The following is an 18,880-nucleotide window of genomic DNA, read 5'->3' as shown; positions in this document are numbered from 1 at the left end:
TCATGAGCGCCTGACACCTACCCCGCACTGAGAAGGAGCCTGCCAGTCGGGGCCATCAAACCAGGCATCACCCTGCAAGTAAGCGCGCAGCATGGGCAAGGCGTCTTGCCCCCAAAACAATTTGTCATCGACCCGGAAGCTGGGCACGCCAAACACGCCCAGCGCCAGCGCTTCGTCGGTGTGTGCCTGCAAGGCCTGCTTGACCTCGGTGCTGGCTGCGTCCCTGGCGGGCCCGAGGTGGGCCGCCAACTGCGCCAGGCGCTGCGGGTCGGCAGCGTCCTCTGCCGCACACCAGACATGGCGAAACACCTGCTCGCACACATAGCGGTTGGGCTGACCATCGGCATCGCACGCGGTGGCCAGTCGCAACAAACCCAGCGGGTTGAAAGGGTGCAGGGTCGGCAACTGCATAGGCGTGCCCTGCTGCCTTGCCTGCCACAGCACTTGTCGATACGTCCAGTCGCGCTTGGCCGGGATTTCTGCCGGTCCGAGCTGCCCGTGGTGCTTGAGCATGGCGGCAAACAGCACCGGCTTGTGCACCACCCTGTGGCTGATGCCCTCCAAGGCTCGGGGCAAAGCGTCGAAGGCCAGCCAGGCATAAGGAGAAATGAAGTCAAGGTAGAAGTGGATGGTTTTCATGGCTTATCTGCGGATCTGGGGACTGCACACGGGAAAGTCTATAGGGTCAACACCCGCTTGCGCTTTTGGACCTCTGAGGCACATGATTTTGGCATTCCAAACCTTGTCGGTTGTGGCGTCCCACCATCCCATCACTCAAAGGAGGCAAGCATGTACAAACACATCATCCTGGCTTATGACGGCTCCATCACCGGGCAAAAAGCCTTGCTCGAACTCAAGGAGCTGGCGCACTGGGGCCAGCCCCGCCTGACACTGGTGGCGGTGGCCCCCAATCCGCTGGATGTGGGCTCGATGGAGATGGGTTACTACACATCAAGCGACAACGGCCCGCTGGAAGAAACCCTGAAAGAGCAACTGGCCCAGGGCGTGCAAGCCCTGCAAGACATGGGTTATACGGTTCAGGGCGAGGTCCTCAAGGGTGAGGTGATCCGCGAGTTGTCGCGGTTTGCCGAACATTTGGAGGCTGACCTGATCGTGGTCGGTCACAAGCATGAACCCAACCTGCTGCGCCGCTGGTGGAGCGGCTCGACCGCCAAATCGCTGGTGGAAGAATCACCCTGCAATGTCTTGATTGTGGTGGACCGAAGCCAGGCAGATGCCCACTGAGGGCTGTCCAAGCGCCCATTCTCTTGGCGAATGAACGCTCTTTCAGGTGGCACCCGTTCAGGTCGCCCCGCTCAAGCCCTTCAGGCGCTGCTGTATGCGCTGCCAGACCTGGCGCTTGGCCTCATCTGTCATGCGGCTCCAAACGCCGATTTCTTCCAGGCTGCGCCAACACCCTGCGCACACATCAGTCTGTGGGTCCATGACGCAAACAGACAAACAAGGCGAAGGCACATTTGGCCGGGGCTGGGTCAACACCTGTTCAGCGCGCTGCACCAACAGCTTGATGCGCGCATTCATGGGGCCTCCTTCGCCACGCGCGGGTGTTCAAGGCTCGCCTGCTGGCTGTCCTGGCTGCTGCCCTGGACCACATCGACAGGACTGGCCTGGGTCAAATTGGGCAAGTCCTGTGGCCGCAAGCGAAACACGCCGTGGGGATGTCCGGCAGCGGCCCAGACTTCTTCGAAACGCCACAGGTCCTGGTCGAGCAAGGTCACAGGTGGGCTCAGGTGCGCCACGGGTGACACGCCGCCAATCGTGAAGCCCGTATGGGCCTTGACGAAATCGGCATCGGCACGACCGATCTTGCCGACCAGGGCGGCGACTTTTTTCTCGTCCACGCGCCGGTCGCCCGAGGTGACCACCAGCACAGCCACGCCGTCTTCCTTGCGCTTGAAGATCACGCTCTTGGCGATCTGGCCCAACTGCACACCCAGGCCATCGGCGGCCTCTTGCGCAGTTCGGGCCGCCCCATCGAGCATGACCGGGGCATGGGGGTGATGGGCGTCTTGTAAAGCCCTGGCGACGCGTTGCACCCCTTCGGGCAAAGCATGAAGTTCAGACCCGCACATGGTTCAGCCCGCCCGCTTGTTGAGGATGGCCTGGGCCACATTCGAGTTGGGTTTTCGGCCCAAAAAGTCGCTGATGAAGGCGCCTGCATCCACCAACTTGTCCAGGTCAATGCCGGTCGTGATGCCCATGCCGTGCAGCATGTACACCAGGTCTTCGGTGGCCACATTGCCCGTGGCACCCTTGGCATAAGGGCAGCCGCCCAGACCCGCCACCGAAGACTGGAAGTTCCACACGCCCAACTGCAACGCGGCCAGCGTGTTGGCCAGCGCCTGGCCATAGGTGTCGTGAAAATGACCGCAGATGTGGTCGATGTCGAAGTGCTGCAGCGTGGCTTCAATGGCTTTTTGCACCTTGAGCGGCGTGCCGGTGCCGATGGTGTCGGCCACGTCCACGCGCTGCACGCCAATCTGTTTCATCAAACCCGCCAGGTGGGCCACGCTGGCCGCTGAGACTTCGCCTTCGTAAGGGCAGCCCACGGTGCAGCTCATGGCCCCGCGCACTGCGATGCCCGCCGCCAGCGCCGCTTGCACCACGGGTGCAAAGCGTTCCATGCTTTCTTCGATGGAGCAGTTGATGTTCTTTTGGCTGAAGGCTTGGCTGGCGGCACCAAAGACCACGATTTCATGAGGGCGAGAAGCCACCGCCGCCTGAAAGCCCACCATGTTGGGCGTGAGCACCGAATAGCGCACGCCCACTTGGCGCTCAATGCCCGCCATCACGACCGCGTTGTCGGCCATCTGCGGCACCCACTTCGGGGACACAAAACTGGTGACCTCGATCTCGGTGAGGCCCGCGGCCTGCAGGCGGTGCACCAAACCGATTTTGATTTCGGCCGGGACCGGTGGCTTTTCGTTTTGCAGGCCGTCGCGGGGGCCGACGTCGATGAGTTGAACGCGGGAAGGTAGGGTCATGGGGTTCTCTGAATGTTCAATAACCGCGCTGGTGGTCCACCACGCCATGGATGGGCTCACCGCGCTGCAGCGCTTGCATTTTGCCCACGATTTGCGCAATGCTTTCTTCGCGCAGGGTGCGGGCCGAGGTGTGCGGCGTGACGGTGATTTGGGGGTGTTGCCAAAATGGGTGCGCGGCTGGCAAAGGCTCGGTGCGAAACACATCCAGCATAGCCCCGGCCAGGTGACCACTGTCGATGAGGGCCAAGAGGTCTTCGTCCACCAGGTGTTTGCCACGCGCCACGTTGATCACATAACCGCCTTTTTGCAGTTGCGAAAGTGTGTCTTTGTTCAGGATGTTTTCGGTCTCTGGCGTGAGCGGCATCAGGTTGACCAGTACACGCGTGGCCTGCATGAATTCGGGCAGGCTCTGCGCCCCGCTGAAGCAGCGGACACCGGGCAGGTCTTTGGGGCTGCGGCTGTAGCCGTTGACCGGGAAGTCAAACACCTGCAGCGCTTTGGCCACGCGTTCACCCAGCACACCCAGACCCATCACGCCCACCGCAAAGTCGGCGCGGCTGCGTGGCTTTCGGTACGACCATTTACCTGCCCGGGTGTCGGCGTCGTAGCCGTCGAACTCACGAAAATGTCGGATGACCGCGTGGCACACGTATTCGGCCATTTGCACCGACATGCCCGCGTCATCCAGACGCACCACCTTCAGCGTCGGTGGCAATTTCAGCTGGAGCAAAGCATCCACACCCGCGCCGATGTTGAACAGGGTTTGCAGGCCGGGCTGCTCGTCGATGAACTGCTGGGGCGGTGCCCAGACGATGGCGTGATCGGCCTGCGGGGCACCAGGGGACCAGGCAGACACCGTGGTTTGCGGGAAAGCTTGTTGCAGGCCCTGCACCCAGGGCGCAGGATCGAGCTTGTCAAAACAAATGGTGATGTTCATGTCTGGAATTGTGTCAGCGGAGAGATATCCGGACTGTCGCGCGGGTTGTCGTCTTGTAGGTCGGTGGCTTTAGCCCCGACGTGAGACCTGCGCCAAACCGGTCATGTCGGAGCTGAAGCTCCGACCTACAAAACTCACGCCGCCAGCTTGAGCAACTCTGCCCCATCGGCCACCTGGTCGCCGGGCGCGTACAGCAACTCAGCCACCGTGCCGTCTTGGGGCGCACTGATGGTGTGCTCCATCTTCATGGCTTCCATCACGGCCAGCGGCTGCCCCGCTTTGACCTTGTCCCCGGCCTTGACGGCAAACGACACCACCTTGCCCGGCATGGGAGCCGTCAGACGCCCGCCTTCTTGCGCGGCTTCGCCAGCGTGGGCCAGCGGGTCGAGCACGGTGATGCGGGTTGCGCCTTGCGGCGTGAAGATGTGCGCGGTTTCTCCTTGCCAGTCGATCTGGCTGAAGCAGCGGGGAGTGCTGCCCCACTGCACCCACAGGCCTTCGCCATGGGCGGCAAAGCTCAGCACGCCAGAGGCAGCGTCATCACCTTCCAGCGACAGGCTCACAGCGCCGTCGTGCAGGTAGTTCAGACGGGCCGAGCGCGGTTGGTCTTGCCAGACAAACTCAAAGCGGCGCTGCGCCAATCCGTGCGACTGCCAGCCATCGCGGCGGCTGAAGGGGTCTATACCCTGGAGTGCTTTTTCGGCGTGCAAGGTGTGCGCCACCACGGCAGCCACAGCGGCAGGCAAGCCCAGGGTTTCTTGTTTGAAGAGTACGACGGCTTCGCGTTGGATCAGCGCGGTGTCGAGTTGGGCGGTGGCAAACGCGTTGCTGCGCACCACATGGCGCAAGAACTGCACGTTGGTGTTCAGACCCACGATGTGGGTTTGCGCCAAGGCGGTGTCCAAACGCGCCAGCGCTTGCTCGCGGGTGTCACCGTGCACGATGAGCTTGGCCACCATCGAGTCGTAAAACGGGCTGATGGTGTCGCCTTCGCGCACGCCGTCGTCCACACGCACAGTGCCACGCTCAAAGCTGGTCGCTTGTGGCTTGCGATAAACCTGCAAGGTGCCAGTGGCGGGCAAAAAGTTGTTGTCGGGGTTCTCGGCGCAGATGCGGGCCTCGATGGCGTGGCCCTGAATGCGCAGCTGGTCCTGGCGCAAAGGCAGCGATTCGCCACTGGCCACACGCAATTGCCACTCGACCAGGTCCAGACCCGTGATGGCCTCGGTCACCGGGTGCTCGACCTGCAAGCGGGTGTTCATTTCCATGAAGAAAAAGCGCATCGACTCAGGCTGGTCGTAGGCGGTTTGTTCGACGATGAACTCCACCGTGCCCGCGCCCACATAGTTCACCGCTTTGGCTGCCGCCACTGCGGCCGCGCCCATTTGTGCACGCAAGGCCTCGGTCATGCCGGGGGCAGGGGCTTCTTCGAGCACTTTTTGGTGGCGGCGCTGCACCGAGCAGTCGCGCTCAAACAGGTACACACAGTTGCCTTGCGTGTCGCCAAACACCTGAATCTCGATGTGGCGCGGGCGCTGCACGTACTTTTCGATCAGCACAGCATCGCTGCCAAAGCTGTTGGTCGCTTCACGCTTGCAGGAGGCCAGCGCTGCCGCAAAGTCTTCGGACTTTTCGACCACGCGCATGCCCTTGCCACCACCGCCTGCGCTGGCCTTGATGAGCGCGGGGTAACCGATGCGGTCGGCCTCGCGCTGCAGCAGCGCCGGGTCCTGGTCCGCGCCGTGGTAGCCGGGCACCAGCGGCACACCGGCCGATTCCATCAAGCGCTTGGACTCGGCCTTGAGGCCCATCGCCAGAATGGCCGATGCGGGCGGGCCTATGAACACCAAACCTGCGGCAGCGCAAGCCTTGGCAAAGTCTTCGTTCTCGCTCAAAAAGCCATAGCCGGGGTGCACTGCCTCAGCGCCTGTGTCTTTGGCCGCTTGCAAAATGCGCTCCCAGCGCAGGTAGCTGTCCTTGGGCGCACTGCCGCCCACATGCACAGCTTCGTCGCAGGCTTGTACATGCTTGGCGCTGGCGTCGGCGTCTGAATACACCGCTACGGTCTGGATGCCCATCCGGCGGGCGGTGGCTGCCACACGACATGCGATTTCGCCACGGTTGGCGATCAGGATTTTTTTAAACATCGAAAACCTCATTCAGTGTTCTGTAGGAGCGAGCCCTGCTCGCGATTGGCGCCAGATGCAGATCGCTTGCAAGGCAAGCTCCCACATAGAGAAACAGGGTCAAGCCAGCCAACCTGGCTGACGCTTATCGAGGAAGGCCGACAAACCATCCTGCGCCTCGGGCGTGGCACGCAACCCTGCAATGCGTTGCGCGGTGTCTTCCACCACGGCATCGTTGATCGGTTTGTTGTCCACGGCGCGAATCAGGTCCTTGGCAGCGGCTTGCGAGAGCGGGCCGCCCTGGATCAGCGCATCGACGATCTCCTGCACCTTGGCGTCCAGTTGCTCGGGCTCGACCGCTTCATGCACCAGGCCCAGCTCACGCGCACGCAGCGCATCGATGCGCTCGGCCGACTGGAAATAGCGGTAGCTCTGTCGCGCACCGATGGCCCGCACCACATAGGGACTGATGGCGGCCGGGATGATGCCGAACTTGACTTCGGACGTGGCGAACACCGCTTTGGTGGAAGCGACTGCGATGTCACACGCGGCCGTGAGGCCGGTGCCACCGCCCAGCGCCGCGCCCTGCACGCGGGCAATGGTGGGTTTTTTCATTTCGGCCAGCACACGCAGCATGCGGGCCAGAGCGCGCGCATCACGCAGGTTGTCTTCCACGCCGTTTTGTGCAGCGCGCTTCATCCAGTTGAGATCTGCTCCTGCTGAGAAGCTCTTGCCGCGCCCGGCCAGCACGACCACGCGCACGTTGTCGTCAACATCGAGCGCTTCGCACGCTGCGGTCAGCTCGGCGATCAGGGTTTCGTCAAAGGCGTTGTGCACATCGGGGCGGTTCATCCACACGGTGGCCACGCGGTTGTGGTGTTCGATTTCTAGGGTTTGGTACATGTTTTTTCCGCTTCATCCGACCTTGTTTTGGTGGAGTCATTTATTTCTGAAGTTATTTCCTGTTTATGGATTTTTGGCCAGGCCAGGCTCCTTGTAGACCACTCGGCTGTCAACCGCATACAAATAGCACTGGGTGGACTTTCTCGAACAAACGGCCAAGACCCGCTCTGCAGGAACGGCAGGATCGCCCGGTGTTGGGGCTTTCAATCCCCATGAGTAAAAACATTGGCCGGAGGGTGCAATGGCATAAGCACGCGGCGGTTTTTGTTCCAGCCATTCAGAATATTTGAGCTTGCATGCCTCGGTGATGAATGGCACTTTAGAAAAGTCATCTACCCCTGCCCAGCTGCTTGCCGGGTATTTCTCCAAGGAATGGTTGTCCAGGTCGTCCGCTAAAGCTTTGCCTCGAACAGCTGTCGCTGGGCCGGGCCCATCCCACACCACGTCATCATTGACCACATACAACTTGCAAGGCACAGACGTCAGCGCACTGCAGGCTTGCACAGCATCCGCAGCAGCATTGGCACCCAATCGATACACCCACGACCCCTTGGTGTTCATCGCAAAGGCACGGGGTCTGGTTTTGACGGCAGAAAACCGTTGATAACCAATGCGGCCATCTTCGCTCAAAAATGGTACATCCGTGTGAGCTGGCAGGTCCTTGTTAGAAGCTTGCATGGGTCTTTGAACAATTTTTTTCTGGCCTTCAAAGGTCACATAATCGCCTTCATAGACCGTTTTCAATCGACTCACATCAGGCAACAGCCTCTCACCTTTGCGCTGCTTTTCGACCAAGCTTTTACTCTCAGCGTCGAGCAAGACGGCCCTTTCTGGAAAGCTCGGGTGCGTGCTCCACATGCTGGACTCAATTCCGGATGGGTTTTGCGCAGCCCAATTGCGATGGACGTTTGCAGCGTGTGACACATCAAAACCTGCAGCGGCAGACAGATACAGCCCCAGATAATCCGCATCCTTTTCCTTGTCCTTGGGATAAGGGTCAACCACTGGCATGGGGACAGAGCGGCCAGACAACACCCCCAACAAACCGAGCATGGCATTGAGCTTGTTACGGTTAATCTTTTCCTCCGTATGTCGCAGGATGGCGTGACCCAATTCATGCCCCATGATCAAGGCCAAATCATCATCGCTGTCCAGCATACGCATGAGCCCTGTCGTCACCGAAATGTCCTTGACCAGGGTCATCGCATTGGGTTCGTCCTTGTACATCACATGGATGTTGATGTCACATTGCCAAACTGGCTTGGGGCTCAAAACAACTTCCTGCTGACCTCTCAACACCGTGACCTGAATTTCTTGTCGGCGGCTTGCAAGCTCATGCACTTTTGTGTTCATCCAAAGTACCGGGCTGCTTTTGCCATCCACAGGCAGGGGCTCATCATTGACCTTCAGGACCTTGTCGCCCGCCTGCAATCCCGCTTTCTCCAGCGGCGACCCTTTAACAACATGGGGGAACATCAACTCATCCGTCAAGCCCGCACGCTTCATCATCTCTATGTAAGCATCCTTGAATTGCCTCAGACTGATGGGTGCCATGCCCAAGCCAAGTCGCCTTTTGTCTGAGCAATAAGGCGCACCCACACGCAGCAAGGCATAACCAATGCGGTCCAGGCGCTCAAGATTCTTGAGGTACGTTTGCGCGACCAACTGACCTTGAAGTCGCTTTTCATCCTCCAGCCGCGTATCGCTGGTTTGAGCATGCGTCCAGGCGGTCCCCACAAGCAAAATGCCAATCAGTGTTTTTTTCATGAACTCTCCATTTTTCAGACGGAAAGTATGACAAACAAAAGGCTACAAAAAACCACCCCCCCCAAGGGAACGCCCCACTCCAACCCAATCGAGGTCTCTCTCATTTCCTCGACTCCTCTTGCAAGCAATACACCATGTCCAACTCCGGGCAAGGCTGGCCCATGGCGGTCAGTGCCGCCGTGATCTGACCGCGGTGGTGGGTAGCGTGGTTGAACACATGCGCCAAGGTGGCCGCAAACGGCAAGGACTGGGGAACGCCTTTGCTGGTTTGGTAGTCCAAGAGACTGTCAAAACGCTCGGCGCTCCAGCTGGCGATCAGTGACGTCCAGTTGGCCGATCCGCCCTTGAGCGCCTGCGCCAGGCGTTCACGCTCGGGCTCGATTTCGGCATCCAGTGCCAGCACTGGCGATGCGCCTTTGGCAAAACGCGCGTACCAAAGCAGGTGCTCGGCCACCAGCATGTGGTTCAGCGTGCCATGGATGCTTTTGAAGAACAGGCCCACATCGCGCCGGTAGTCTTGGTCGGGCACAGGCGATACCGCTTCGAGCAGTCGATGCGTGGCCCAAACGTGGTAGCGGGCCAGGCGGCTAAAGTGGGTGTGCCAAGTCGATGAGTTGTTCACTGTGGCCATGTCTCCAGCCCTCCTAAAGTTTTGAGTGATTCAAAATCCGCGTCGCGGTGCAGCAGCGCGTGGCCATGGGTCATGCAGTAGCTGGCCAGCAGCACGTCGATGGGGCTGCGCACCGTGCGGCCCTGTGCCCGCAGGCGGCGGTACAGCGCTGCCGCGCTGAGCGCATTGGCCGCCCCGCCAATGTCCATCACGGGTAAATCCAACAGCAGGCTTTCTGCCGCACGACGGGCTGTGTCGTTGCGAAATCCACGCAGCACTTCGAACACCACCAGATCGGCTGTGCCAATCGACACGTCTCCACCTTCCAGCCAGCGCACCAGTTGCAGGCGTTGCGGTGTCGGCGCTTGATTGAAGAAGTCAATCCAGACGCTGGAGTCCACCAAAATCATGGCTTCTTCCGGGTTTTTACGATCAGTGCGGGCGGCTCGGGCTCTTGAAGCACCAAAGACTGAACGCCTGTGTAGACCTTCTCTGCCACGTCTATGGCGCGGTCGTATGGTTCGCCTGCGACCTTCAAAGCCTGCTGCTGCGCCCGCCAACGGGCCCATCCTTCGTCCGAGTCGTCCCACTGAAGCTGTCCTTGCAAGGCCAGCAAGCCGTCGTAGACTTTGCGCCGCTTGAGCATGCGCAAGCCCTCTTCCACAGCCTCTCGCTTGGTCTTGAAATCGCCATAAGCCATAACGTCGGCCATGAGCTTGTCGTCGATCACGATGTTGGTGCGCATTTGGAAACCTCCTGAATGTGTATGATTTTACAAAATCATACACATCACATGCGGAAAAGTCCAAATTTCGTCTCGGGAATCGGCGCATTGAGCGATGCACTCAGGCCCAGCGCCAGCACGCGGCGCGTGTCGGCCGGGTCGATGATGCCGTCGTCCCAGATGCGGGCAGTGGCGTAGTAGGGGTGCCCCTGGTCTTCGTATTGCTGCTTGATCGGGGCCTTGAAGGCTTCTTCTTCTTCCATGCTCCACTGGCCGCCCTTGCCCTCGATGCCGTCACGCTTGACGGTGGCCAGCACGCTCGCCGCCTGCTCACCGCCCATGACACTGATGCGGGCGTTGGGCCACATCCACAAGAAGCGGGGCGAGTAAGCGCGGCCGCACATGCCGTAGTTGCCCGCGCCAAAGCTGCCGCCAATGATGATGGTGAATTTGGGCACTGCAGCGGTGGCCACGGCCGTGACCATCTTCGCGCCGTTGCGGGCGATGCCTTCGTTTTCGTATTTACGGCCCACCATGAAGCCGGTGATGTTTTGCAAAAAGACCAGCGGGATCTTGCGCTGGCAGCACAGTTCGATGAAGTGCGCGCCCTTCAAGGCCGACTCGCTGAACAAAATGCCGTTGTTGGCGATGATGCCCACGGGCATGCCTTCGATGCGGGCGAAGCCGCAGATCAAGGTGGTGCCAAAGCGCGATTTGAATTCATCGAACTCCGAGCCATCGACGATGCGGGCGATGATTTCGCGCACGTCAAAGGGTTTGCGCGTGTCGGTGGGGATCACGCCATACAGCTCTTGCGCGTCAAACTTGGGGGGCACGGGCGCGTGTGTGGCGATGTTGGGGGCCTTTTGCGCGTTCAGGTTTTTCACGGCCTGACGCGCCAGCGCCAGCGCATGCACATCGTTTTGCGCCAGGTGGTCGGCCACGCCGGACAGGCGCGTGTGCACATCACCACCGCCCAAATCTTCGGCGCTCACCACTTCGCCAGTGGCCGCTTTGACCAAGGGCGGGCCGCCCAAAAAGATGGTGCCTTGGTTTTTGACGATGATGGTCTCGTCGCTCATGGCGGGCACATACGCGCCACCCGCTGTGCAAGAGCCCATGACCACCGCGATCTGCGCAATGCCCTGCGCGCTCATGTTGGCCTGGTTAAAAAAGATGCGGCCGAAGTGGTCGCGATCCGGAAAGACCTCGTCCTGGTTGGGCAGGTTGGCACCGCCCGAGTCCACCAGATAGATGCAAGGCAGGTGGTTTTGCTGCGCGATCTCTTGCGCCCGCAAATGCTTTTTCACCGTCATCGGGTAATAAGTGCCGCCCTTCACCGTGGCGTCGTTGCACACGATCATGCAGTCCACCCCGCTCACACGGCCAATGCCCACGATCACACCCGAGCTGGGCGCGTCATTGTTGTACATGTTGAGGGCAGCCAAAGGCGCAACTTCCAGAAAGGGTGTGCCGGGGTCGAGCAGCATCTGCACGCGGTCACGCGGCAGCAGCTTGCCCCGGGCTGTGTGTTTGGCGCGGGGTGCGTCACCGCCACCCAAAGCCACGCGCTCCAAATGGGCGCGCAGATCATCCACCAGGCCGCGCATGGCGGCGGCATTGGCTTGAAAGTCGGCCGATCTTGGGTTCAGTTGAGAGTGCAAAACAGTCATGTGTCTTCCTTGGCAGTGGCACGGGCGCACGGCAATCACCGCACCTGCGGGGCAATGCCCGCCAGCTTAAGGCCTGTTGCCCGGTTTTGGGGCGTCAAATGGGTTGCAAATCGTGCCACAATTTCAAGCCCCATGAACCAGCACCCATCAGCCCCCCTTCGCACGACCATCACCGGCCGAGCCGAAACGCCCATATTTTTTGTCAAAGCCATCGCACAGGCCTACACACAACGCGGCATGGACCCGATGCCCGCACTGAACGCGGCACAAATTGCGCCAAACTTACTGAACCACCATGACGCCCGCATCACCGCCCTGCAAATGGAATGGCTGTCGGCCACCGCCATGCGGGCGCTGGACGACGAGGCCTTGGGCTGGTTCAGCCGCCGCCTGCCCTGGGGCAGCTACGGCATGCTGGTGCGCGCCTCGTTGACGGCCCCCACCTTGGGCGTGGCGCTGCAGCGCTGGTGCCGCCACCACGGCCTGCTGACCGACGACATCCACCTGCAAGTCAGCACCGAGGCAGGCGCAGCGCACCTGCAATTGCATGAAAACCGCCCGCTGGGTACCCTGCAGGAATTTGCTGTGGTGTCGGTGCTGCGCAATGCTTTAGGCGTGGCCTGCTGGCTGACCGACTCGCGCATTCCACTTGTGCAAACCACCTTGCGCTTTGCCCCGCCACCGCATGCAGATAGTTACCGCGTGCTGTTTGACGGCCCCACGCAATTCATGGCCCCTGTGCACAGCCTGCAGTTTGACGCGGGTTACCTGAGCCTGCCGGTGCGCCGCGACGAAGCGGCTTTGCAACGCATGCTGCAACGCGCCCTGCTGCTCACGGTGCGGCCTTATCGGCGCGACCGCTTGCTGGTGGAAAAAGTCCGACAGACCCTGGCCGAACACCCCGAGCACAGCCGCAACGCCGACGACCTGGCGGCTTGGCTCAACCTGTCGGCCCGCACCCTGCACCGGCAACTCAAGGATGAAGGCGCGAGCTTGCAGCAGCTCAAAGACGCCGTGCGCCGCGACATGGCCACCGACTTGCTGCTGCGCTCGCAACGCCCCATCAAACAGATCGCCGCCGAAGTGGGCTTTCTGAACGAGAAGAGTTTCATGCGGGCCTTCAAAGGCTGGACGGGGCAGACGCCAGATGAGTTCAGATCCGGGCATTGACGTGTGAACAGGCTTTCTCGGCCATGCCATGTGGGACTTCTTGCGTAGGCCTCAGCTGCCATCCCCACACAAAGCGGTATTGCTGCTTTACCCTGGCGAATCAAACCAATGCCCCACGCCATAAACACTCCCCAGAAAATCGGCATGGGCATGGGCCTGCTGAATTTTCTTGCGAAGATTTTTTGCACATTCTTGATCCGGCACGCTGAAGTTTGAAATGTCTGAGACATGTCTTCTCGCTGGTCGGTACTCGCAGAGTCCGACATGATGGGTTTCAGCAATGGCCCATGTCGGTGTCTTCGACCGCCGACCTGCAACACCATTGAGTGCCAACTTCAGCGCGCCGGATCAATCAAGCACCAAACTGGTGGCCACAGCAGCCCCTGCGTTGAATTGGAGGCGATGGAGATTGATGGTGTCTGCGCATGATCATTCGATAAAATTGATTCTCCATCACATTTTCATCAGTCAAAATCTATGAATGTCACATTCCGGCAGCTGCGTCTTTTTCTGGCCACGGCTGAGACGGGCAGCGTGAGCGCCGCCGCAAGGGCCATGCATGTGACGCAACCCACCGCATCCATGCAGCTGCGCGAGATCACCGAATCGGTGGGCATGCCCCTGTACGACATCATCGGCCGCAAGCTGTACCTGACCGATGCAGGACAACAGCTGGCACGCACGGCGCGCGCCATTGTGGGTGAATGGGAAAGTTTTGAACAAGGCATCCACGCCATGCAAGGCCTGACCCAGGGCCGCTTGCGCGTGGCCGTGGTGAGCACGGCCAAATACTTCGTCCCGCGCTTGCTGGGCAGTTTTTGTGAACTGCACCCGGACATCGACATTTCACTGGAAGTGCTCAACCGCGATGGGGTCGTGCAGCGCCTGCGCGACAACCGGGACGACCTGTATGTGATGACCACACCACCGGGGGATATGGACCTGGAAGATCAGGTTTTTTTGGCCAACCCCTTGTTAGTCATTGCCGCCAAAAACCACCCGCTGTCTGGGCGCAAACGCCTGCCGCTGTCAGCGCTGCAGGGCGAACGCTTTTTGCTGCGCGAGACCGGATCAGGCACACGTCTGGCGACCGATCGCTTCTTCGCGTCTGAACAATTTGAACCCAGCTCACGTCTGGAACTGGGCAGCAATGAAGCCATCAAAGAGGCCGTTGCAGGCCACTTGGGCGTGGCAGTGATTTCAAAGCACGCGCTCAAGGCGGTCGAACTGGCACAAGAGCTTTGTGTGTTGCCGGTCAGCGGCTCGCCTATCCCGTCGCAATGGCACCTGGTCTATCCCAAAGCCAAACAGATTTCTCCCATTGCGCAAATCTTCCAGACACATTTGGTGCAACAGGCCAAGCTTTGGGCCAAGAGTTGAAAGCCCCTTCAGTCGGTCTGCCTGCGCATCAGGTGCCCCATCTCAATTCGTGCATGCCGGTGAACACCCGGGCCGCCCCGGCCTGCAACAGTGGCGCATGCTCAGCAGGCGGCGCGGCATAGGCCCACACCGTGGCCCCCGCAGCCACGCCCGCAGTGATGCCCACGGTGGTGTCTTCCACCACCAGACAGCGGGTCGGGTCCACTTGCAAATGCGCGGCAGCGGCCAGGTACACGTCGGGGTGCGGCTTGCTGCGGGGCATCTCGTGGCCGCTGAAAATGCGGCCTTCAAAAAAGTCCATCAAGCCCACTTGCTTGAGCATCATTTCAACCTTGAAACGATCCGCGCCCGAGGCCACCGCGATGCGGCCTTGGCAATGGTCATGCAGGTGTGCCACCGCTTCGTGCACGCCGTCGATGGCGGTGATGCTTTGTATCAAGCGCTCGTTGCGCCGGGCGAAAAATTGCGCCAGCCATTCATCGGTCAACGGTTGGCCGGTGTGGGCCTCGATGGTGGTGCGTTGGCTTTTGACGGTATGGCCCACAAAGCGCTGCATGCACTCGGCCAGCGTCATGCGCCAGCCTTGCTCTTCAAACATGTCGCGCAGCACGCCATTGGTGATGGCTTCGCTGTCCACCAGCACGCCGTCGCAGTCAAACAAGATGGCTTCAAAGTTCATGGGATCGATCATACGGGGTGGTCTTGGGCGCGATCCTATAGCTTGGATCAAAACCACCATCAAAGCTCATCGCCGTCCACATAAAACCAGCGACCGTCTTCGCGCACAAAGCGGCTGCGTTCGTGCTGACGCACCGCCTTGCCCCCCACCCGAAAACGCGCCACAAATTCGACCTCGGCGGTGTCAGCGCCTGTCACCCGGTGCTGCTTGATCTCCAAACCCAACCACCTGCCTTCTGTTTCAAGTGTCAGCTCGGCTGGCCGCTGGCTGCTGTGCCAAGTGGCCAGCAGATAGGGCACGTCGCCCAGCACAAAGGCGCTGTAACGCGAGCGCATCAAGCTTTCGGCATCGGGGGCGTTTTGGTTGGTGTGGTAGGGGCCGCAGCAAGTGTCCAAGCTCAGCGCCTGGCCTTTGGGGTTGGTGCGCCCGCAGGGGCAGGGTGTCAATTTCATGGGCTTTTTTGTAGGTCGGTGGCGTTAGCCCCGACAAACCTGAGTGGTCCACCATGTCGGGGCTGAAGCCGCCGACCTACGAAAATCACGCATCACGCATCACGCATCACGCATCACGCATCACGCGCCTTTGCGGGCTGCGCTTTCGGCCTTGTGTTGCTCCAGCGAGACGATGGGCGCGTGGGCTTTTTTCCAGGCGGTGAATCCGCCGTCGATGTGGGCCACGTTGGTCATGCCCATGTCTTGCAGGGTTTTGGTGGCCAGGGCGCTGCGCCAGCCTGCGCCGCAAAACAGGATGAACTGCTTGCTTTCGTCGGCGAACACGGGCTTGAAGTAGGGCGAAGCTGGGTCCACCCAAAACTCCAGCATGCCGCGTGGGGCCAACAGCGCGCCGGGCACGGTGCCTTCGCGCTCGAGTTCACGCACATCACGGATATCGACGATTTGCACATTCGGGTCATTCAAGCGGGTGCAAACGGCTTCCACGCTGTGCGTCGTGACCTGGGCCATGGCTTCGTCAACGAGCGCCTGGAATCCTTTGGTGATGGGCATGCGGGTCTCCTTGTGTGATTTGGGTGCCGTACCTGGGTGAGGCGCGTTTATTTTCGCCAGAAGTGCGCGCTGAACAAGACCAACACCGACAGCAGCTCCAGGCGACCCAGCAGCATGGCAAAGGTCAGCACGCTCAACTGAAAATGACTCAGACCGCCAAAGTTGCCCGACGGCCCCACTTCGCCCAGCCCCGGGCCGATGTTGTTGACGGTGGCGATCACGGCCGAAAACGCGGTGACGATGTCCATGCCACTGAGCAAGAGCAACATGCTCAGGCCCATGGTGGCACCGCCATAAATGAGCATGAAGCCCAACACCGCCGTCATGACCGACATGGGCATGATCCCACCGCCCAGCGTGACCGGATTGATGACGCGGGGGTGGATGATGCGCACCAGCTCGCGGCGCGCCTGCTTGACCAGCAAGATCATGCGCACCATCTTGATGCCGCCACCGGTGGAGCCTGCACACGAGACAAAGCAGCCCAAGAACATCAGCATGACGGGTGCAAACACGGGCCACAGCGCATAGTCAGTCGCCGCATAGCCGGTGGTGGTGGCCAGTGAAACGACATGAAATGCACTGGCACGCAAGGCCTGCAGCCAATCGCTGTACACGCCATGGGCCATCAACAAACCCGTCAGGAGCGCAGTGGCCAAGACCAGCACAGCAAAGTAGGTGCGAATTTCATGGTCGTTGATGACGGGCTTGAGTGACAGGGTGCGCAGCACCACAAAGTAGCGCACAAAGCTGATGCCGGCCAGCGTCATGAACACGATGGCCACGCCTTCAATCAAGGGTGAGTTGAAATGCGCAAAGCTGGCATCGTATGAAGAAAATCCGCCCAAGCCCATGGTGGTGCACATGTGCATGAAAGCATCGGCCCAGCTCATGCCCGCCCAGCGATAGGCCAGCAAGCAAGCGCCCGAAAACACAAAGTACACGCCCCACAGGCCGCGCGCCGTCTCGGAAATGCGCGGCGTGAATTTGGTGTCTTTCATGGGGCCAGGGGTTTCGGCTTTGTACAGCTGCACACCGCCCAGACCCAGCATGGGCAACACCGCCACTACCAACAGCATAATGCCCAGGCCACCGATCAGCTGCAAAAAGCAACGCCAGATGTTGACCGACACAGGCAAGTGCTCCAGCCCCGACAAGGCCGTGGCCCCGGTGGCCGTGAGCGCGCTCATGGCTTCAAAGTAGGCCTTGAACCAGGTGATCTCGGGCACCAAAAACATCAGCGGCAAAGCCGAGTAAGCGGGCAGCACCAGCCACACCATGTTGACCAGCAAGAAACCATCTTTGGTCTTCAATTCCCGCCGATGCTGCTGGGTGATCACCGCCAGCACCAAGCCACTGACTGCCGTCAAACCAAAGCCCGCCAGCCAAATCCACTGCAGGTCGTGGTGGTCTTCAAACCAAGCCCAAATGCCGGGCACCAAAAACGTGACCGAAAACGCGATCAGGATGCGCGCCATCAAGGACAACACGGGAGCGAAGAAGGTGAACATCAACCAAAGAAGGTCGCACTGACCTGAAAGAGTTTTTCCACCGCACGCACATCGCGCTTGTTGGGAATGAACAAGATGATGTGGTCGTCGGCTTCGATCAGGGTGTCGTGGTGCGGCATGAGCACTTCTGAATTTTTGCCCTCGCCGCGCACAATGGCCCCCATGCTCACGCCTTTGGGGAGCTTGATTTCCTCGACACGCCGGCCCACCAGCTTGGAGGTCTTGATGTCGCCGCGCGCAATGCCCTCCAGGGCTTCTGCCGCGCCCCGGCGCAGACTGTGCACAGCCGCCACATCGCCCCGGCGCAGGTGCGCCAGCAACTCGCCGATCACGGTTTGTGAGGGCGAGATCGCGATGTCGATGGTGCTGCCTTGCATCATGTCGGCATAAGCGCGGCGGTTGATCAGGGCCATGACGCGCCGCGCGCCCATGCGCTTGGCCAGCATGGCGGACATGATGTTGTCCTCGTCGTCGCTGGTCAGGGCCAGAAACAGGTCCATCTCGCCCACGTTTTCTTCGTGCAGCAGGTCTTCGTCTGCACCGTCGCCGTTCAAGATCAAGGTGCTGGATGGCAACTGGCTGGCCAGGTATTCGCAGCGCTTTTTGTCGCGCTCGATCAGTTTGACCTCGTAGCGGTCTGCCACATTGCGCGCCAAGCGCAGGCCCACTTTGCCGCCCCCAGCCACCATCAGTCGCCGCACGGGTTGATCGGTCTTGTGCATGGCCGCCAGCACGATCGGTATCGTCTGGGTGTCGGCCAGCACAAAAACCTCATCGCCGGGCAAGATGCGGGTCTCGGGCAAGGCGTCCACCAGCGCGTCTTGCCGGTACAGGGCCACCACGCGCATCTCGGCATGCGGCAAGCGGTCGCGAAACTCGGCAATGGTGTGGTTCACCAGCAGGCTGTCGGCCGCCGCACGCACCGCGATCAGGCTGACGCGGCCCTCGGCAAATTCAAGCACCTGCAAGGCCTCGGGGTACTCGATGAGCTGCTCGATGTAGCGCGTGACCGACTCTTCAGGGCAGATCACATGGTCGACCGCGAAACCGGATTTGCCCAACAACTCATCGCCTTCGTTGAACTCGGGCGAGCGCAAACGCGCGATGGTGGTGGGCACGTTGAACACATCGTGGGCGATCTTGCAAACCACCAGGTTCGACTCGTCCGCCGCCGCACAAGCGATGATCATGTCGGCGTCTTTGGCCCCGGCCTCGCGCAACACCGAAGGCTGGATGCCGTTGCCCACCACGCCGCGCAGGTCCAGGCGTTCTTCGAGCAGCCGCAGGCGTGCCGGGTCCTGGTCGATGACGGTGATGTCGTTTTGCTCGGAAACCAGGCTTTCAGCGACGCTTTCGCCTACACGGCCCGCACCCAGGATGATGATGTTCAT

At 60.5% G+C, this 18,880-nt stretch carries 20 protein-coding genes; 3 read left to right on the top strand and 17 right to left on the bottom strand.

Annotated features, from left to right (window positions below):
• The gene (locus H663_RS36355) at window positions 1–639 is read right to left on the bottom strand and encodes a 2-hydroxychromene-2-carboxylate isomerase (protein ID WP_053172343.1); all 639 of its coding nucleotides are present in this window, start codon (window positions 637–639) and stop codon (window positions 1–3) included.
• A 150-nt stretch (window positions 640–789) separates the two neighbouring features.
• Between H663_RS36355 and H663_RS36350 the strand changes: the two genes are divergently transcribed.
• On the top strand, window positions 790–1,245 hold the full coding sequence (locus H663_RS36350; RefSeq protein ID WP_053172345.1) for a universal stress protein: 456 nt from the start codon (window positions 790–792) through the stop codon (window positions 1,243–1,245).
• Between the two features lie 57 nt (window positions 1,246–1,302).
• On the opposite strand, the gene H663_RS36345 is transcribed toward H663_RS36350, so the two are convergent.
• From H663_RS36345 to H663_RS36295, 11 genes are all read right to left on the bottom strand, one after another.
• The gene (locus tag H663_RS36345; protein ID WP_083451156.1) at window positions 1,303–1,542 is read right to left on the bottom strand and encodes a DUF1289 domain-containing protein; all 240 of its coding nucleotides are present in this window, start codon (window positions 1,540–1,542) and stop codon (window positions 1,303–1,305) included.
• Entirely contained in the window at window positions 1,539–2,093 is a 555-nt protein-coding gene (locus H663_RS36340; RefSeq protein ID WP_053172347.1) for a YbaK/EbsC family protein, read from the bottom strand. Before H663_RS36340 ends, H663_RS36345 begins: the two co-directional genes overlap by 4 nt.
• 3 nt (window positions 2,094–2,096) lie before the next feature.
• Entirely contained in the window at window positions 2,097–3,005 is a 909-nt protein-coding gene (locus H663_RS36335; protein WP_053172348.1) for a hydroxymethylglutaryl-CoA lyase, read from the bottom strand.
• A 16-nt stretch (window positions 3,006–3,021) separates the two neighbouring features.
• On the bottom strand, window positions 3,022–3,942 hold the full coding sequence (locus H663_RS36330; protein WP_053172350.1) for a 2-hydroxyacid dehydrogenase: 921 nt from the start codon (window positions 3,940–3,942) through the stop codon (window positions 3,022–3,024).
• A 134-nt stretch (window positions 3,943–4,076) separates the two neighbouring features.
• Window positions 4,077–6,089, bottom strand: a complete 2,013-nt coding sequence (locus H663_RS36325; RefSeq protein WP_053172352.1) for an acetyl/propionyl/methylcrotonyl-CoA carboxylase subunit alpha — start codon at window positions 6,087–6,089, stop codon at window positions 4,077–4,079.
• Window positions 6,090–6,188: 99 nt separating this feature from the next.
• The gene (locus H663_RS36320; protein WP_053172354.1) at window positions 6,189–6,971 is read right to left on the bottom strand and encodes an enoyl-CoA hydratase/isomerase family protein; all 783 of its coding nucleotides are present in this window, start codon (window positions 6,969–6,971) and stop codon (window positions 6,189–6,191) included.
• A gap of 63 nt (window positions 6,972–7,034) precedes the next feature.
• Complete coding sequence (locus H663_RS36315) at window positions 7,035–8,525, bottom strand: M48 family metalloprotease (protein WP_165803939.1); 1,491 nt, start codon at window positions 8,523–8,525, stop codon at window positions 7,035–7,037.
• A gap of 313 nt (window positions 8,526–8,838) precedes the next feature.
• Window positions 8,839–9,369 carry a DinB family protein gene (locus tag H663_RS36310; protein ID WP_053172358.1) on the bottom strand — a complete coding sequence of 177 codons (531 nt, stop codon included), beginning with the start codon at window positions 9,367–9,369 and terminating at the stop codon, window positions 8,839–8,841.
• Window positions 9,357–9,758 carry a type II toxin-antitoxin system VapC family toxin gene (gene vapC, locus H663_RS36305; protein ID WP_053172360.1) on the bottom strand — a complete coding sequence of 134 codons (402 nt, stop codon included), beginning with the start codon at window positions 9,756–9,758 and terminating at the stop codon, window positions 9,357–9,359. Before vapC ends, H663_RS36310 begins: the two co-directional genes overlap by 13 nt.
• The gene (locus H663_RS36300; protein ID WP_053172362.1) at window positions 9,755–10,093 is read right to left on the bottom strand and encodes a type II toxin-antitoxin system VapB family antitoxin; all 339 of its coding nucleotides are present in this window, start codon (window positions 10,091–10,093) and stop codon (window positions 9,755–9,757) included. Before H663_RS36300 ends, vapC begins: the two co-directional genes overlap by 4 nt.
• A gap of 44 nt (window positions 10,094–10,137) precedes the next feature.
• A complete protein-coding gene (locus H663_RS36295; protein ID WP_053172364.1) occupies window positions 10,138–11,745 on the bottom strand; it encodes a carboxyl transferase domain-containing protein in 1,608 nt (535 codons plus the stop codon).
• A gap of 132 nt (window positions 11,746–11,877) precedes the next feature.
• Between H663_RS36295 and H663_RS36290 the strand changes: the two genes are divergently transcribed.
• Both H663_RS36290 and H663_RS36285 read left to right on the top strand, forming a co-directional pair.
• Window positions 11,878–12,915 (top strand): AraC family transcriptional regulator, encoded by a 1,038-nt coding sequence (locus tag H663_RS36290; RefSeq protein ID WP_053172366.1) that lies wholly within the window; start codon window positions 11,878–11,880, stop codon window positions 12,913–12,915.
• A gap of 477 nt (window positions 12,916–13,392) precedes the next feature.
• On the top strand, window positions 13,393–14,295 hold the full coding sequence (locus H663_RS36285; RefSeq protein WP_053172367.1) for a LysR family transcriptional regulator: 903 nt from the start codon (window positions 13,393–13,395) through the stop codon (window positions 14,293–14,295).
• 28 nt (window positions 14,296–14,323) lie between these two features.
• On the opposite strand, the gene H663_RS36280 is transcribed toward H663_RS36285, so the two are convergent.
• The 5 genes from H663_RS36280 to trkA form a co-directional block, all read right to left on the bottom strand.
• On the bottom strand, window positions 14,324–14,974 hold the full coding sequence (locus H663_RS36280; RefSeq protein ID WP_053173537.1) for an HAD family hydrolase: 651 nt from the start codon (window positions 14,972–14,974) through the stop codon (window positions 14,324–14,326).
• Window positions 14,975–15,033: 59 nt separating this feature from the next.
• A complete protein-coding gene (locus H663_RS36275; protein ID WP_053172369.1) occupies window positions 15,034–15,426 on the bottom strand; it encodes a YchJ family protein in 393 nt (130 codons plus the stop codon).
• 120 nt (window positions 15,427–15,546) lie between these two features.
• The gene (locus H663_RS36270) at window positions 15,547–15,978 is read right to left on the bottom strand and encodes a rhodanese-like domain-containing protein (protein ID WP_053172372.1); all 432 of its coding nucleotides are present in this window, start codon (window positions 15,976–15,978) and stop codon (window positions 15,547–15,549) included.
• 47 nt (window positions 15,979–16,025) lie between these two features.
• A complete protein-coding gene (locus H663_RS36265) occupies window positions 16,026–17,489 on the bottom strand; it encodes a TrkH family potassium uptake protein (RefSeq protein WP_053172374.1) in 1,464 nt (487 codons plus the stop codon).
• Entirely contained in the window at window positions 17,489–18,880 is a 1,392-nt protein-coding gene (gene trkA / locus H663_RS36260) for a Trk system potassium transporter TrkA (protein WP_053172376.1), read from the bottom strand. Before trkA ends, H663_RS36265 begins: the two co-directional genes overlap by 1 nt.

Source organism: Limnohabitans planktonicus II-D5, from assembly GCF_001270065.2.
Classification (GTDB): Bacteria; Pseudomonadota; Gammaproteobacteria; order Burkholderiales; family Burkholderiaceae_C; genus Limnohabitans_A; species Limnohabitans_A planktonicus.
Note: the sequence above shows the minus strand (reverse complement) of the source record. Positions and strands in the feature narration are given on the sequence as shown.

What these genes read in the sequence shown, in the direction of transcription:
- H663_RS36355 (WP_053172343.1), bottom strand. Translation starts at nt 639, where the DNA reads ATGAAAACCATCCACTTCTACCTTGACTTCATTTCTCCTTATGCCTGG.
- H663_RS36350 (WP_053172345.1), top strand. Translation starts at nt 790, where the DNA reads ATGTACAAACACATCATCCTGGCTTATGACGGCTCCATCACCGGGCAA.
- H663_RS36345 (WP_083451156.1), bottom strand. Translation starts at nt 1,542, where the DNA reads ATGAATGCGCGCATCAAGCTGTTGGTGCAGCGCGCTGAACAGGTGTTG.
- H663_RS36340 (WP_053172347.1), bottom strand. Translation starts at nt 2,093, where the DNA reads ATGTGCGGGTCTGAACTTCATGCTTTGCCCGAAGGGGTGCAACGCGTC.
- H663_RS36335 (WP_053172348.1), bottom strand. Translation starts at nt 3,005, where the DNA reads ATGACCCTACCTTCCCGCGTTCAACTCATCGACGTCGGCCCCCGCGAC.
- H663_RS36330 (WP_053172350.1), bottom strand. Translation starts at nt 3,942, where the DNA reads ATGAACATCACCATTTGTTTTGACAAGCTCGATCCTGCGCCCTGGGTG.
- H663_RS36325 (WP_053172352.1), bottom strand. Translation starts at nt 6,089, where the DNA reads ATGTTTAAAAAAATCCTGATCGCCAACCGTGGCGAAATCGCATGTCGT.
- H663_RS36320 (WP_053172354.1), bottom strand. Translation starts at nt 6,971, where the DNA reads ATGTACCAAACCCTAGAAATCGAACACCACAACCGCGTGGCCACCGTG.
- H663_RS36315 (WP_165803939.1), bottom strand. Translation starts at nt 8,525, where the DNA reads ATGGCACCCATCAGTCTGAGGCAATTCAAGGATGCTTACATAGAGATG.
- H663_RS36310 (WP_053172358.1), bottom strand. Translation starts at nt 9,369, where the DNA reads ATGGCCACAGTGAACAACTCATCGACTTGGCACACCCACTTTAGCCGC.
- vapC (WP_053172360.1), bottom strand. Translation starts at nt 9,758, where the DNA reads ATGATTTTGGTGGACTCCAGCGTCTGGATTGACTTCTTCAATCAAGCG.
- H663_RS36300 (WP_053172362.1), bottom strand. Translation starts at nt 10,093, where the DNA reads ATGCGCACCAACATCGTGATCGACGACAAGCTCATGGCCGACGTTATG.
- H663_RS36295 (WP_053172364.1), bottom strand. Translation starts at nt 11,745, where the DNA reads ATGACTGTTTTGCACTCTCAACTGAACCCAAGATCGGCCGACTTTCAA.
- H663_RS36290 (WP_053172366.1), top strand. Translation starts at nt 11,878, where the DNA reads ATGAACCAGCACCCATCAGCCCCCCTTCGCACGACCATCACCGGCCGA.
- H663_RS36285 (WP_053172367.1), top strand. Translation starts at nt 13,393, where the DNA reads ATGAATGTCACATTCCGGCAGCTGCGTCTTTTTCTGGCCACGGCTGAG.
- H663_RS36280 (WP_053173537.1), bottom strand. Translation starts at nt 14,974, where the DNA reads ATGAACTTTGAAGCCATCTTGTTTGACTGCGACGGCGTGCTGGTGGAC.
- H663_RS36275 (WP_053172369.1), bottom strand. Translation starts at nt 15,426, where the DNA reads ATGAAATTGACACCCTGCCCCTGCGGGCGCACCAACCCCAAAGGCCAG.
- H663_RS36270 (WP_053172372.1), bottom strand. Translation starts at nt 15,978, where the DNA reads ATGCCCATCACCAAAGGATTCCAGGCGCTCGTTGACGAAGCCATGGCC.
- H663_RS36265 (WP_053172374.1), bottom strand. Translation starts at nt 17,489, where the DNA reads ATGTTCACCTTCTTCGCTCCCGTGTTGTCCTTGATGGCGCGCATCCTG.
- trkA (WP_053172376.1), bottom strand. Translation starts at nt 18,880, where the DNA reads ATGAACATCATCATCCTGGGTGCGGGCCGTGTAGGCGAAAGCGTCGCT.